Here is a 12,257-nt window from a genome sequence, read left to right on the forward strand (position 1 = left end):
GACGCGACAGCGGCCATTATCACCGAGGCAAACGCCCTTGCCCTACACGACGCTCTTCCGATCTGGGGCGACGCGTCGCGCACGGCGTGGGCCGCGTATGCGGTCGGCGTCGTGCTGTTCGCGGGGCTGCTGATCGTGTCCGCCGGCAACCTGAAACTCGGGCTGATCGTCGCGGGCGGTTTCGCCGGCGCGCTGGTCGGTTTCGCGCTGATCGCGCGGCTCGTGCTGTTCGCCGCCGCGCGCGCGGTGCGCATCGCACGCGTGGCCGCGGGCGTCGGCTGGCGTTACGCGCTGGCGTCGCTGCACCGGCGCGGCACGGCGAGCGCGCTGCAGATCACCGCGCTCGCGCTCGGCCTGATGTGCCTGCTGCTGATCGCGATCACGCGCAACGACCTTGTCGCGGGCTGGCAGCAGTCGACGCCGCCCGATGCGCCGAACCAGTTCCTGATCGACATCCAGCCCGACCAGCGCGCCGACGTCGCGGCTTATCTGGCCGCGCACGGCGTGCGCGACGCGGTGCCCGAGCCGATGGTGCGCGGCCGCCTCGTCGCGATCAACGGCAAGCCGGTGAATCCGGACGCCTACCCGTCCGAGGAGGCGCGCCGGCTCGTCGACCGTGAGTTCAACCTGTCCTATACGACCCAGTTGCCGTCCGACAACCGGATCGTCGAAGGCGACTGGTTCGGCACCGCGGCGGCGCCGCAGATCTCGATCGAGGCTGGCCTCGCGAAGACGCTGAACGTGAAGCCGGGCGACGTGCTGCGCTTCGACGTGACGGGGCTGACGGTCGACGCGCCGGTCACCAGCGTGCGCAAGCTCGACTGGGGGGCGTTCCGCGTCAATTTCTTCGTGCTGATGCCGCCGCCGGTGCTGAAGGATTTCCCGGCCGTGTACCTGACGAGCTTCCATTTGCCGGCATCGAATGCCGCGCTGCTCGATCCGCTGATCGCGCGCTATCCGAACCTGACCGCGATCGACGTCGCGCCGATCCTCGCGCAGTTGCAGCGGATGATGCTGCAGGTGGTCGGCGCGGTGCAGTTCCTGTTCATGTTCACGCTCGCGGCCGGCGTTCTCGTGCTGTACACGGCGCTCGCCGGCACGCGCGACGAGCGGGTGCGCGAGGCCGCGCTGCTGCGCGCGCTCGGCGCGTCGCGCGCGCAGGTCAACGCGGTGCAGCGCGCGGAGTTCGTCGTGGTTGGCGCGCTGTCCGGTGCGCTGGCGTCGGCGGGCGCGATCGCGGTCGGCTGGGTGCTCGCGTCGCGCGTGTTCGATTTCCAGCTCGCCGTCGATCCGTGGCTCGTGCCGGCCGGCATCTCGGCCGGCGTCGCGTGCGCCGGTGCGGCCGGCTGGCTGAGCCTGCATAATGTGTTGCGGCGCCCCGCGCTGCAGTCGCTGCGCGACGCATGAGCGTTGCCGGCGGCCCCGAAGATCCCGTTTTTTCCGACTATCCGTATGACCGATGTAAATGACGATGCGCCGTCGCAGCCGACGGCGTTCGAGCTCGTGGGCGGTGAAGCCCGCGTGCGCGAAATGGTGGACCGCTTTTACGACCTGATGGATCTCGAGCCCGAGTTCGCGCAGATTCGCGCGCTGCACCCGGATTCGCTCGACGGTTCGCGCGACAAGTTTTTCTGGTTCCTGTGCGGGTGGCTCGGCGGCCCCGACCACTACATCAGCCGGTTCGGCCATCCGCGGCTGCGCGCGCGGCACCTGCCGTTTCCGATCGCGTCGGTCGAGCGCGACCAGTGGCTGCGCTGCATGGCGTGGGCGATGGAGGACATCGGGCTGCCCGAGCCGCTGCGCGAGCGGCTCATGCATTCGTTCTACGACACGGCCGACTGGATGCGCAACCGGCCCGGTTGATCGACCGGTACGCCGCCGCCCGCGCGCGCGACGATCTGCGTCTGGGCGCGCGCGCCGCGCGGCGCGACACTGGCCGCTTCCCCCCATCGATACGAGGCTTGCCCGATGACGACACAAGCGCTGTTTCGCGAAGACGCGTACCTCACGCAATGCGACGCGGTCGTCCTGGCCGTCGGCGACGACGGCATCCGGCTCGACTGCACCGTGTTCTATCCGCTCGGCGGCGGCCAGGCCGGCGATACCGGCACGCTGACGCTGCCCGACGGCGGCACGATCGCGATTGCCGATACGCGCAAGGCCAGGTTCGACGGCGCGACGCCGGACGATGCCGTGCATGTGCCCGCACCGGGGCAGGAGGCGAGTGTCGCGGCGCTCGAGCCCGGTACGCGCGTGGTCGCGGAGATCGACTGGCTGCGCCGCTATCGCCACATGCGGCTGCATACCGCGGCGCACCTGATGTGCGCGGTGCTGCCGTACGCGGTCGACGGTTGCAGCGTGACGGCCGACTACGTGCGGCTGGATTTCGCGACGTCCGACGCGATCGACCGCGATGACGTCGAGCGGCGCCTCGCCGGCCTGGTGGTCGGCGCGCACCCGGTCACGACCGAATGGATCACCGACGACGAGATGGCCGCACGGCCGGATCTCGTGCGCACGATGAGCGTGAAGCCGCCGATGGGCCTCGGCCGCGTGAGGCTGTTGCGCATCGAGCAGGTCGACCTGCAGCCGTGCGGCGGCACGCACGTGCGCAATACGTCGGAAATCGGCGAGCTGCGGGTCGCGAAACTGGAAAAGAAGAGCGCGCGCACCCGGCGCCTCGTACTGGAGTTTGCATGACGATGGACACCCCCCACGCGGGCGCAGCGGCGCTCGATCCGCAAGCGCGGGAGATTCTCGATTTCTGGTTCGGCGAGCCGGGGTCGGCCGAATTCGGGCAGAACCGCAAGGTCTGGTTCAACGGCGGCGCGGCGTTCGACGACGTGCTGCGCACGCGCTACGGCGCGTTGCTCGACGCCGCGTGCGACGGCGCCTGCGATCACTGGGCAGGCTCGCCGTCGGGGGCACTGGCGTTGATCGTCGTGCTCGACCAGTTCTCGCGCAACATCCATCGCGGCACGCCGCGCGCGTTTGCCGCCGATCCGAAAGCGCTCGCGCTTGCGCGCCGCGTCGTCGCGGCCGGCTGGGACGCGCAGTTGCCGAGCGGACATCACCGCGCGTTTGCGTATCTGCCGTTCGAGCACGACGAGTCGGTCGAGAGCCAGCGCGAAGCCGTGCGCCTGTGCGCGGGCATTCGCGACGAGGCCGGGTGTGAGAGCTATCACCGCTTCGCGTTGTTGCATGCGGCCGTCGTCGAGCGCTTCGGCCGCTTTCCGCACCGGAACGCGATTCTCGGTCGGGCATCGAGCGACGAGGAGACGGCGTTTCTTCGCGAGCCTGGTTCGTCGTTCTGACGATTCGGGCAGCGGCGTGACGCGGGAAGAGGGGAGGCCCGCGGAGTCACGCGGGCACGGTGGCGGCAGGGAGCGCCGGTCGGCGGCGCGCATTTCCCGATGGCTGTTCGCTGCTCGGGCGGTGGCGCGCACCACGCCACGCCCGGTACGAGGGCAAGCACGGCGGCGCGTCCGCCGTGGCTCCCCGCCTTACTCAACGTGCTGTTCGGGCGTGCGCACGTACACGCGCAGCAGTTCCTCGTTGTCGCCCGGGCGGGCGCCCGTCCAGAACAGTTTCCATTCGTCGCCGGGCGCCGGATCGACGGCCCGCACGCCCTGGACGATCATCCAGGTGCAGCGCGTCGTCTTCGCGTCGTCGATCGGCGTGTGCTGGATGCCGGAGAAGTAGTACAGCATCGGCGCTTCCGATTCGCCGAGCCCGTGCAGGCTCGCCATGCAGTCGCCGTCGTTCCATTCGAGTGCGAGATGCGCGTTCAGGTCGTCGAACACCGAGCGGTAGCTTTTCGCGACGTCGAGCCACGGCAGCAGCAGCGTGTAAATGAGCCCCCATGCGACGAGTGCGCCGGCGCCCCACGACAGCGCGCCGCGCCAGACGCCCGTCGCGCGCAGCTTCGGCAGCAGCGTCAGCCAGCCGACCGTCAGCACGAGCGCTCCGATCACGAGCGCGGGTTCGATCGGCATCGTCCAGTCGAGCGGCAGCCAGCGGCCGAGCAGCGTCAGATCCTTGCGCGACGCGGCCGGATCGGCCATCACCGCCCAGATGGCCCAGGCGAGCGCGGCGGCCGTGCCGAACAGGATGCGGCTCAGGTAGTCCCACGCGAGATGCAGCTGGCGCGGCAGGCGGTCGATGGCCTGCGCGGCGACCAGCGCGAGCGGCGCGAAGAACGGCAGGATGTAGAGCTGGCGCGACGTCGCGGACACTTGCAGCACGACGAGCCCGATGACCGTGAACATCACCGGCAGCGCGATGCGCGGCGTGCGCCAGTCGCGCCACGCACCCCGCGCGAGCGCGACGATCGCGAGCGGCGCGACCGGGAAGCCGACGAGCAGGAACGCACGCAGGATGAAGAACGGCTTGTCGTTTTCCGCGCCCAGTTCGGGGACGGAGAAACCGAAGAAGCGGCCGACGTTGTTGTCCCAGAACCATGTCATGAACAGCGTCTCGGAGCGCAGGAACAGTGCGGTCGGCCAGACGAGCGCGAACGGCGCGAACACCAGTGCGGCGACGCCGAGCGAGCGCGCGAACGCGCGGGTACGGCAGGCCGGATAGAGCACCATCGCGCCGACGAGCGTGGCGGCAAACACCAGCGGCACGAACAGCCCCTTCGTCATCAGCGCGATGCCGACGCCCGCACCGAAGATCGGCGCGGCCCAGCGGCCCGACGGCCGGACCGGTAGCCCGTGGCGCATCTGCTGCGCGCGCGCGACGTGCTGCATCACGAGTTCGAGCAGTCCGCAGAACGCGATTGCCGTGCCGGCGAACAGCGCGACGTCGGTCATCATGTCGTGCACGTGCTTGATGACCACGAGCGTGCCGGCGCTCAGCACGACGGGACCGATCACGCGCAGGTCGAACCAGGAACCCGCGCGGCTGGCGACGCGCGCCGCGCGCGCGATGAAGCCGAATGCCAGCGCGGCGAACAGCGCGCTCGCGAGCCGGGCCGCGTCGTGCAGCGGCATCACGCGCTGCAGCAGCCAGGCGAGGCTGGTCGCGACCCACGCGTAGAGCGGCGGCTTTTCCATGAACGGCAGGCCGGCATTGGTCGGCACGACGAAGTCGCCGGTCTCGAGCATGTGCTGGATGATGCCGAACGTGTAGGTTTCGTCCTGCTTCCACGGATCGTGGCCGAGCACGCCCGGCAGCGTATACGCGCAGATCAGCGCGGCGACGAACAGCCACGCGCGCCAGCCGAGCAGGCGCGAGTGTTCGCGCGTCGTGCTGGTGGCGGCGGTCGAGGCGGCGACGGGCGTGCCGGCGGCGTCGAGCGTTGCGGTGAGATCCGCGTCGGCGGTCGAATGGGTGTACTGGGCCGGAGCGGGCACAGACGTGCGTCGCCGGCTGGGCGCTGCGGTTCCAGGCATGGAAGGAGTCTCGGGTCGAGTCGAGCGGGTCCGGCGACGTGGGCAGGACCGATTGGGGCCATATCAAAGGCCAACGGACGGGTATTTATGACACCTGTCTGAATGTCCGCTAGTAGACCACGGAATTGTTACGGTGGATTACCGTTCGTGTCACGGAATTGTGGAGATTTGTGGTGTCGTGACGATGGATTGCTTCGGGCGGCGGTTTTTGATGCGCCGCAGTGCGGAATTAGCGACCGCCGCCGACGTCGAGCAGGGCGCCCGTCGTGTAAGACGCCGCGTCGCCCAGGAGCCAGACGATCGCTTCGGCGATTTCCTGCGCTTCGCCCGCGCGGCCGAGCGGCGTCGTGGCGCCGAGGCGGGCCGCCCGGCCCGGCTGGCCGCCGCTCGCGTGAATGTCGGTCTCGATCAGGCCGGGTCGGACCGCGTTGACGCGCACGCCGTGCGGACCGAGTTCTTTCGCTAGACCGATCGTCAGCGAGTCGACCGCGCCTTTCGACCCCGCATAGTCGACGTATTCGTTCGGCGAGCCGAGCCGGGAGGCGATCGACGAGACGTTGACGATCGCGCCGCCGCGGCCGCCGCGGTCGGTGGAGAGCCGGCGCGCGGCTTCGCGCGCACACAGATACGCGCCGAGAACGTTGGTGTCGAACATCCGCCGCAGCCGGTCGGCCGGCATGTCGGCGAGCGGCATCGACGGCGCGACGATGCCCGCGTTGTTGACGAGCGCGTCGAGGCGGCCGAATGCGGCCGTGACGGTGTCGAACATCGCGACGACATCGGCTTCGTTCGCGACGTCGCCCGCGACGACGCACGCCCGGCCGCCCGCGTCGCGGACGGCCTGCGCGGTGAGTTCGGCCGCCGCCGCGTCGCGCGCGTAGTTGATGCCGACGTCCCAGCCGCGCTCGGCCGCGAGCACGGCGGTCGCGCGGCCGATGCCGCGGCTCGCGCCGGTGATGAGGAGGGCTTTGCGGTCGGACGGTGCGGTCATCGCGCGCGGGTTCCGGTGACGGTTACTTGGCCGCGTCGGGCGCCCACTTGTCGCGGGCGGGCGGCTGGTAGCGGCGCAGTCGCTCGATCAGCGCGACGGGTTCCGATTCGACGCACAGTGCGTCGAAATAGGCCGGACGCATGAAGCCCTCGTCGACCGTATGGCGCAGCAGCGCGATCAGCGGATCGTAGAACGAATCGATGTTGTAGAGCGCGACGGGCTTGCGGTGATAGCCGAGCTGCGCCCACGTGTAGACCTCGAAGAGCTCCTCGAGCGTGCCGGCGCCGCCGGGCATCGCGACGAACGCGTCGGAGAGATCGGCCATCATTTTCTTGCGGTGATGCATGTCGGGCACGACGTGCAGTTCCGACAGCCCCGTATGGCCGACTTCCTTGTCGACGAGCAGTTCGGGGATCACGCCGACTGCACGGCCGCCGGCCGCCATCACTTCGTCGGCGATCACGCCCATCAGGCCGACCCGGCCGCCGCCGTAGACGAGCGTGAGGCCCGCATCGACGAGCGCGCGGCCGAATGCGCGCGCGGCGTCGGCATAGACGGGCCGCACGCCGGACGACGAGCCGCAGTAAACACAAACAGCCTTCATTGCTTGGCATCCTTGGCGGGTGCCTGCCCGGTGACGACGGGGCTGTCGGCGGGGCGCGGCGAGCCGTCGCGCGGCGGCAGGTAGTCGGTGAACTGGCGCTTCGGCAGCTTGCCGGAGACCAGGTCGTCGAACAGCTGGCGCGAACGGCCGCGCAGGTACGGTGCCATCACGGAGATCACGTGCATGCTGACCTGGTGCAGTTCCTCGCGGATCGCGTCCTGGTCGTTGTACTTGCGCGGATGCATCACGTACTGATACGACAGCCAGTACGTCGAAATGACGGCCATGTTGGTGGCGATGACTTCGATCTCGGCGGGCGTCGCGACCATCTCGGTGTCGGACACGAGCAGCTCGCACATGTCGCGCGCGAAGCGCACCTTGTGGCTGATGATCTGCTTGAAGTGCGTCTCGAGCGTGCGGTTGCGGGCGAGCAGGTCGTTGAGGTCGCGATACAGGAACCGGTAGGTCCACATGAAATCGGCCATGTACTGCAGGTACGACCAGGTTTCGTCGATCGTCGGACGATGATCTTCGGGAAAGCGCAGCCGCCGTTCGATCTGCTGCTCGAACTGCGCGAAGATGCTGTTGATGATGTCGTCCTTGTTGCGGAAATGGTAGTACAGGTTGCCTGGACTGATTTCCATTTCCTCGGCGATCGTCGTGGTCGTGACGTTCGGCTCGCCGATCTCGTTGAAGAGTTTCAACGACAACTCGAGAATCCGTTCGCGGGTGCGGCGGGGAGGTTTCGCTTCCATGTCGTCCGGCCCTGTGTGTGCCGGACTGGCGGGCGCTGCAATCGATGCTGCGTGATTCGTCCGGCGCGGGTTGCTGTTCTATGTCTAGCGGACGATTATAAACCGGGGTTTCGCCACATCGGGGCATTTCGTGATCGCCGCCCCGCGCGGCGCATGGTGCAGCGCCGCACGCGGGCGGTGCGCCAGGTACCCGCAGGGCAGCCGTCTAGAAGCCGAGCCAGCGTGCGACGACGGGGCCGAGCACGAAGCCCCACGTCGTCACGCACGCGAACAGCGCGACGGTCACGGCTGCGCTGCCGAGGTCCTTCGCGCGCTTCGAGAGTTCGTGACGCTCGAGCGAGATGCGGTCGATCGCGGCTTCGACGCTCGAGTTCAGCAGCTCGACGATCAGCACGAGCAGCACCGACGCGATCAGCAGCGCACGCGATGCCGCCGGCACCGGTGCGAACGCGCCGATCGGGAGCATCAGCGCAGCGAGCGTGAGCTCCTGCCGAAACGCGCTCTCCTCGCGGATCGCCACGCGAAAGCCGTTCAGCGAATGCTTGAGGGCGTACCAGGCGCGCGTGATGCCGCGATGGCGCTTGTACGGGTTCGGCGGCAGCGGCGCGAGCCGGTCGTCGGGGCCGAGCGGCTCGTGCGCGTGCACGTCCGCGTCGGCGTGCGGCTCTTCTTCGTCGAACGGGCGGTGCCGTTGCGGCGTTGCGTCGGGGGGCGGAATTTTGTCGTTCAGGTCTCGTTTCAAACGGCGGCACCTTCTGCTGGCGAGTACGCGGTCTTCGGCAGCGGCTTCAGATGCGACGCGAACTGCTCGGATGCCGCGCGCCACGAGAAGCGTTCGGCCCACGCGCGCGCAGTGGTGCGTTCGATCTTCAGCGCCTCGAGGCAGGCTTCCTGCAGGTCTTCGTGCATCGCGCCGGCGTCGCCTTCGCCGAGCACGTCGATCGGGCCCGTGACGGGATACGCGGCTACCGGCGTGCCGCAGGCGAGGGCTTCGAGCAGCACGAGGCCGAACGTGTCGGTGCGACTCGGGAACACGAACACGTCGGCCGCAGCATACACCTTGGCGAGCTCGGCCTGTGACAGCACGCCGAGATAGTTGGCTTCCGGATAGCGCGACTTCAGCTCCGCGAGCGCGGGGCCTTCGCCCGCGACCCACTTCGAGCCGGGCAGGTCGAGGCGCAGGAATGCCTCGACGTTCTTCTCGATCGCGACGCGGCCCACGTACAGGAAGATCGGCCGCGCGGTATTGAGCACCTTCGATTCCATCGGCCGGAACACGTCGAGATCGACGCCGCGCGTCCACAGCACGACGTTCGTGAAGCCGAATTTCTCGAGGTCCTGCTTGACGACCGGCGTCGGCGCCATCACCGCGAGCGACGGGCCGTGGAACCAGTGCAGGAAGCGGTAGGTCGCGGCGAGCGGGATGCCGAAGCGCGCCTGCACGTATTCCGGAAAGCGCGTGTGGTACGCGGTCGTGTACGGCAGCTTGCGCGAACGCGCGTAGCGTCGCGCAGCGAGGCCGAGCGGGCCTTCGGTCGCGATGTGCAGCGCGTCGGGGGCGAACGCGTCGATTCGCGCGCGCAGCTTGCGGTACGGCAGGATCGACAGGCGGATCTCCGGGTAGGTCGGGCAGGGCACCGTACGGAATTCCAGCGGCGTCAGCAGTTCGACGCGGTGGCCGAGCGCGGTGAGTTCGCGCGACGTGCTCTTCAGCGTGCGCACGACGCCGTTGACTTGCGGTTCCCACGCGTCGGTGACGATCATGATCTTCATCGCGGCTTTGTCCTGTAAGTAGGGGGATGTCAGGCAGTGGCCTTGGCCTTGCGCGACGTGGTCTCCGTCGGTGCGGTGCGCATCACCGTCCAGTAGACGATCTTCAGTTCGCCTTCCATCGTTTCGACGAGTGCGGACAGGCTTTCGACCCAGTCGCCGTCGTTGCAGTACAGCACGCCGTCGATGTCGCGGATCTCCGCCTTGTGGATGTGGCCGCACACGACGCCGTCGCAGCCGCGGCGGCGCGCCTCGTCGGTCATCACGGTCTCGAACTGTGAGATGAAGTTGACGGCGTTCTTGACCTGGTGCTTCAGGTACTGCGACAACGACCAGTACTGGAAGCCGAGCCGGCTGCGGATCCGGTTGAACCAGCGGTTGAGCACGAGGATCAGCGTGTAGAGCGTGTCGCCGAGGTATGCGAGCCATTTCGCGTGCTGGATCACGCCGTCGAACAGGTCGCCGTGCACGATCCACAAACGTTTGCCCGCGAGCGTCGTGTGGAACGCCTCGCCGCGCACCTGGATGTCGCCGAACGCGAGATCGCAGAACTGCCGCGCGCCTTCGTCGTGGTTGCCGGGGATGTAGACGACCTGCGTCCCCTTGCGTGCCTTGCGCAGGATCTTCTGCACGACGTCGTTGTGCGCCTGCGGCCAGTACCAGCCCTTTTTCAGCTGCCAGCCGTCGATGATGTCGCCGACGAGGTACAGGTACTCCGAATCGTTGTGGCGCAGGAAGTCGAGCAGGTACGGCGCCTGGCAGCCGCTCGAGCCGAGGTGGATGTCGGACAGCCAGATGGTGCGGTAGCGGTGGGCCGACGAGTCGGGGTCGTCATGCTGCGTGGCGTGCCCGGCAGGCGGGTCTTGCGACACCAGCCCGTCGGTTGCGGCAGAACCGGACAGGAACGCTGTGGCGGCGCGGGCGCCGATGGGGTGACGGAACAGTGAGGTCGCGGACGTTTTCTGGCCCATGCATGACTCGCGCCGGTTGACATTACCGGCATTCCGCCATGCGGGCGTGACTGTGCCATGACAGTCACGAGACGTTCTTATTACGACCGCTGCAGGGTGTTTAGCAGTGAACGACGGGGCGTTGCGTAATGTGCCGTACCGAACGGCCGACCATTGTCGGGCAAGGCCGCCGGGCCGGGCGGAAGCCGCCTTGGCGAGGTGTTTTCGTCAGGCGAATGCGGCGCGTCAGCGCGGTATCGCGACGACGCGCGTGCGGGCGATCCGGTCGTGCGGAAACTGGCGCTCGGCATGCAGCCGCGCGGCGCCGGCCCATACGGCGATCCATGCGGCGGTGAGCGCGAGCGTGACGGGTACCGACAAGCCGAGGAGCGGATGCAGCGCGAGCGGCGGCAGGAACCACAGCCAGCCGAGCGCGTAGCGGACGAGCGCGTGGCCCGCGCTCAGCGGCCGGCCGCTCGACGATTCGAGCCGCAGCCGCCAGGTCTTCATCGGCAGCGTCTGGCCGCCATGGGTCCAGAACCAGACGAAGTACGCGCCGACCACGACCGCGATCCAGGCGGCGAGCAGGTTGTGATGGACGAGGCCGTTGCGTTGCTGCGTCGCGAGGCTGAACGCGAGCCCGGCGAAGAACACCACGCCGAACAGCAGCACGCCTTCGTAGAGCAGCGCGGCGAGACGCCGCCGCACGGACGGCACGGCAGCCGGGGTTTCAGGTGCGTGGGCGTTCGCCACGGGCGCTCAGGAGCCCTTGAACAGCGAAGGTGCGTCGGCGGGCGACACCGGCGCCACGGCAGCCGGCGCGGATGCGGTGCCGGCCGTCGACGATGCGGGCACCGGCGGCGCGACGGCGGCCGAGACGGGCGCCGGTGCGGTGGCCGGGCCGCTTGCCGGGTGTTCGTGCGAATTGACGAGGCGGCGCACGTCCCGGTCGGCGACGGTCGGCGGCGCACTGACGACGCTCGGCCGGCGGCGGCGCTCGGCGGCCGCGAGACGTTCCTTCTGCTCTTCGGGGAGTTGCTGGTACGCCTTCCATGCGCGCTCACGCGCCTGCGCGGAAAGCTCCTTCGCACTCTGGTAGTTCTCGCGCGCGACGCGGCGCTGCTCGGGCGTCATCTTGGCCCATTCGGTCATCCGGTCCTGCAGGCGCTTTTGGTCATCGGGCGTCAACTTCGCGAAACGCGATGCGATCTTCAGCCATTTGCGCTTGCGGGCATCGCTGAAGCCGTCCCATTGGTCGGCGAACGGCGCGAGCGCCGCGTGCTGCGCCGGCGTGAGGCGCGCCCACGACAACGGGCCGGTAGCGGCCGGCAGCGGCAGGGGCAGCGGGGGGAGTTCGGTGCTCAGCCCGGTCGCGGCCGATGCGGGCGCGGCAGGGCTGCTGACCGCGGCGGCGGTCGTCGCGGGGGCCGGGTGGAATCGTGGGTAAGTGGCGACGTAGGAAACGGCGATCGCGATTACGCATCCGAAAAATACGGCCAGGCCGCGCTTCTGACTCACCCGTGCGATCCCCTCGTTATTGTCTGTTAGTGAGCGCGCGACAGATACGCGTTGAACCCGTGGTCGAGATACGCGTTGAGCGGCAGGTCGTCGCTGAGCATCGCCGCGTCGATGTCGGCGAGTTCGGCGGTGCGCTGCATGTCTTCCCAGTAGGCGATGCCGACGAGCCCCGCGAGCAGCAGCGCCAGCGGCCACGCGCGCAGCAGGCGGCGCGCGAGCGACGCCTGCGGGCGGCTCGCGGGCGCCGTACCGTACGCACCGGCCGCGCCGGCG

Annotated in this window: 14 protein-coding genes; 4 read left to right on the plus strand and 10 right to left on the minus strand. The window is 68.9% G+C overall.

Going from position 1 to position 12,257, the window contains the following annotated elements:
- From G3N96_RS34540 to G3N96_RS34555, 4 genes are all read left to right on the plus strand, one after another.
- The coding region (locus G3N96_RS34540; protein WP_346778927.1) for an FtsX-like permease family protein at positions 1–1,407 on the plus strand (1,407 nt) is incomplete at its 5' end.
- 45 nt (positions 1,408–1,452) lie between these two features.
- The gene (locus G3N96_RS34545) at positions 1,453–1,863 is read left to right on the plus strand and encodes a group II truncated hemoglobin (RefSeq protein ID WP_069248490.1); all 411 of its coding nucleotides are present in this window, start codon (positions 1,453–1,455) and stop codon (positions 1,861–1,863) included.
- A gap of 105 nt (positions 1,864–1,968) precedes the next feature.
- A complete protein-coding gene (locus tag G3N96_RS34550; RefSeq protein WP_206139973.1) occupies positions 1,969–2,700 on the plus strand; it encodes an alanyl-tRNA editing protein in 732 nt (243 codons plus the stop codon).
- Positions 2,697–3,314, plus strand: a complete 618-nt coding sequence (locus G3N96_RS34555; protein WP_206139974.1) for a DUF924 family protein — start codon at positions 2,697–2,699, stop codon at positions 3,312–3,314. The genes G3N96_RS34550 and G3N96_RS34555 overlap by 4 nt, the downstream gene beginning before the upstream one ends.
- A gap of 189 nt (positions 3,315–3,503) precedes the next feature.
- Here G3N96_RS34555 and G3N96_RS34560 read toward each other — a convergent pair whose 3' ends face one another.
- From G3N96_RS34560 to G3N96_RS34605, 10 genes are all read right to left on the minus strand, one after another.
- Complete coding sequence (locus tag G3N96_RS34560) at positions 3,504–5,396, minus strand: glycosyl transferase (protein WP_206139975.1); 1,893 nt, start codon at positions 5,394–5,396, stop codon at positions 3,504–3,506.
- Between the two features lie 229 nt (positions 5,397–5,625).
- Positions 5,626–6,387, minus strand: coding sequence for an SDR family oxidoreductase (locus G3N96_RS34565; protein WP_206139976.1), 762 nt, complete (start codon positions 6,385–6,387; stop codon positions 5,626–5,628).
- A gap of 22 nt (positions 6,388–6,409) precedes the next feature.
- On the minus strand, positions 6,410–6,991 hold the full coding sequence (locus G3N96_RS34570; protein ID WP_006497020.1) for a TIGR00730 family Rossman fold protein: 582 nt from the start codon (positions 6,989–6,991) through the stop codon (positions 6,410–6,412).
- Positions 6,988–7,746, minus strand: coding sequence for a TetR/AcrR family transcriptional regulator (locus G3N96_RS34575; RefSeq protein ID WP_124582727.1), 759 nt, complete (start codon positions 7,744–7,746; stop codon positions 6,988–6,990). Before G3N96_RS34575 ends, G3N96_RS34570 begins: the two co-directional genes overlap by 4 nt.
- 205 nt (positions 7,747–7,951) lie before the next feature.
- Positions 7,952–8,488: a diacylglycerol kinase gene (locus G3N96_RS34580; protein WP_039370536.1), complete on the minus strand. Its 537-nt coding sequence runs from the start codon at positions 8,486–8,488 to the stop codon at positions 7,952–7,954.
- The gene (locus G3N96_RS34585) at positions 8,485–9,519 is read right to left on the minus strand and encodes a glycosyltransferase family 1 protein (RefSeq protein ID WP_059531147.1); all 1,035 of its coding nucleotides are present in this window, start codon (positions 9,517–9,519) and stop codon (positions 8,485–8,487) included. Before G3N96_RS34585 ends, G3N96_RS34580 begins: the two co-directional genes overlap by 4 nt.
- 29 nt (positions 9,520–9,548) lie before the next feature.
- Positions 9,549–10,487, minus strand: a complete 939-nt coding sequence (locus G3N96_RS34590; RefSeq protein ID WP_069248481.1) for a UDP-2,3-diacylglucosamine diphosphatase — start codon at positions 10,485–10,487, stop codon at positions 9,549–9,551.
- A 225-nt stretch (positions 10,488–10,712) separates the two neighbouring features.
- Positions 10,713–11,219: an RDD family protein gene (locus tag G3N96_RS34595; protein WP_124582729.1), complete on the minus strand. Its 507-nt coding sequence runs from the start codon at positions 11,217–11,219 to the stop codon at positions 10,713–10,715.
- Between the two features lie 6 nt (positions 11,220–11,225).
- Positions 11,226–11,984 carry a DUF3106 domain-containing protein gene (locus G3N96_RS34600; RefSeq protein ID WP_124582731.1) on the minus strand — a complete coding sequence of 253 codons (759 nt, stop codon included), beginning with the start codon at positions 11,982–11,984 and terminating at the stop codon, positions 11,226–11,228.
- A gap of 26 nt (positions 11,985–12,010) precedes the next feature.
- Positions 12,011–12,257 (minus strand): DUF3619 family protein (locus tag G3N96_RS34605; protein ID WP_206139977.1); only part of this gene is annotated, 247 nt, incomplete at its 5' end.

The sequence above is a fragment of the Burkholderia sp. Se-20373 genome (assembly GCF_017104705.1).
In the GTDB taxonomy this organism is placed as follows: Bacteria; Pseudomonadota; Gammaproteobacteria; order Burkholderiales; family Burkholderiaceae; genus Burkholderia.

What these genes read in the sequence shown, in the direction of transcription:
- G3N96_RS34555 (WP_206139974.1), top strand. Translation starts at nt 2,697, where the DNA reads ATGACGATGGACACCCCCCACGCGGGCGCAGCGGCGCTCGATCCGCAA.
- G3N96_RS34565 (WP_206139976.1), bottom strand. Translation starts at nt 6,387, where the DNA reads ATGACCGCACCGTCCGACCGCAAAGCCCTCCTCATCACCGGCGCGAGC.
- G3N96_RS34575 (WP_124582727.1), bottom strand. Translation starts at nt 7,746, where the DNA reads ATGGAAGCGAAACCTCCCCGCCGCACCCGCGAACGGATTCTCGAGTTG.
- G3N96_RS34550 (WP_206139973.1), top strand. Translation starts at nt 1,969, where the DNA reads ATGACGACACAAGCGCTGTTTCGCGAAGACGCGTACCTCACGCAATGC.
- G3N96_RS34585 (WP_059531147.1), bottom strand. Translation starts at nt 9,519, where the DNA reads ATGAAGATCATGATCGTCACCGACGCGTGGGAACCGCAAGTCAACGGC.
- G3N96_RS34545 (WP_069248490.1), top strand. Translation starts at nt 1,453, where the DNA reads ATGACCGATGTAAATGACGATGCGCCGTCGCAGCCGACGGCGTTCGAG.
- G3N96_RS34560 (WP_206139975.1), bottom strand. Translation starts at nt 5,396, where the DNA reads ATGCCTGGAACCGCAGCGCCCAGCCGGCGACGCACGTCTGTGCCCGCT.
- G3N96_RS34590 (WP_069248481.1), bottom strand. Translation starts at nt 10,487, where the DNA reads ATGGGCCAGAAAACGTCCGCGACCTCACTGTTCCGTCACCCCATCGGC.
- G3N96_RS34570 (WP_006497020.1), bottom strand. Translation starts at nt 6,991, where the DNA reads ATGAAGGCTGTTTGTGTTTACTGCGGCTCGTCGTCCGGCGTGCGGCCC.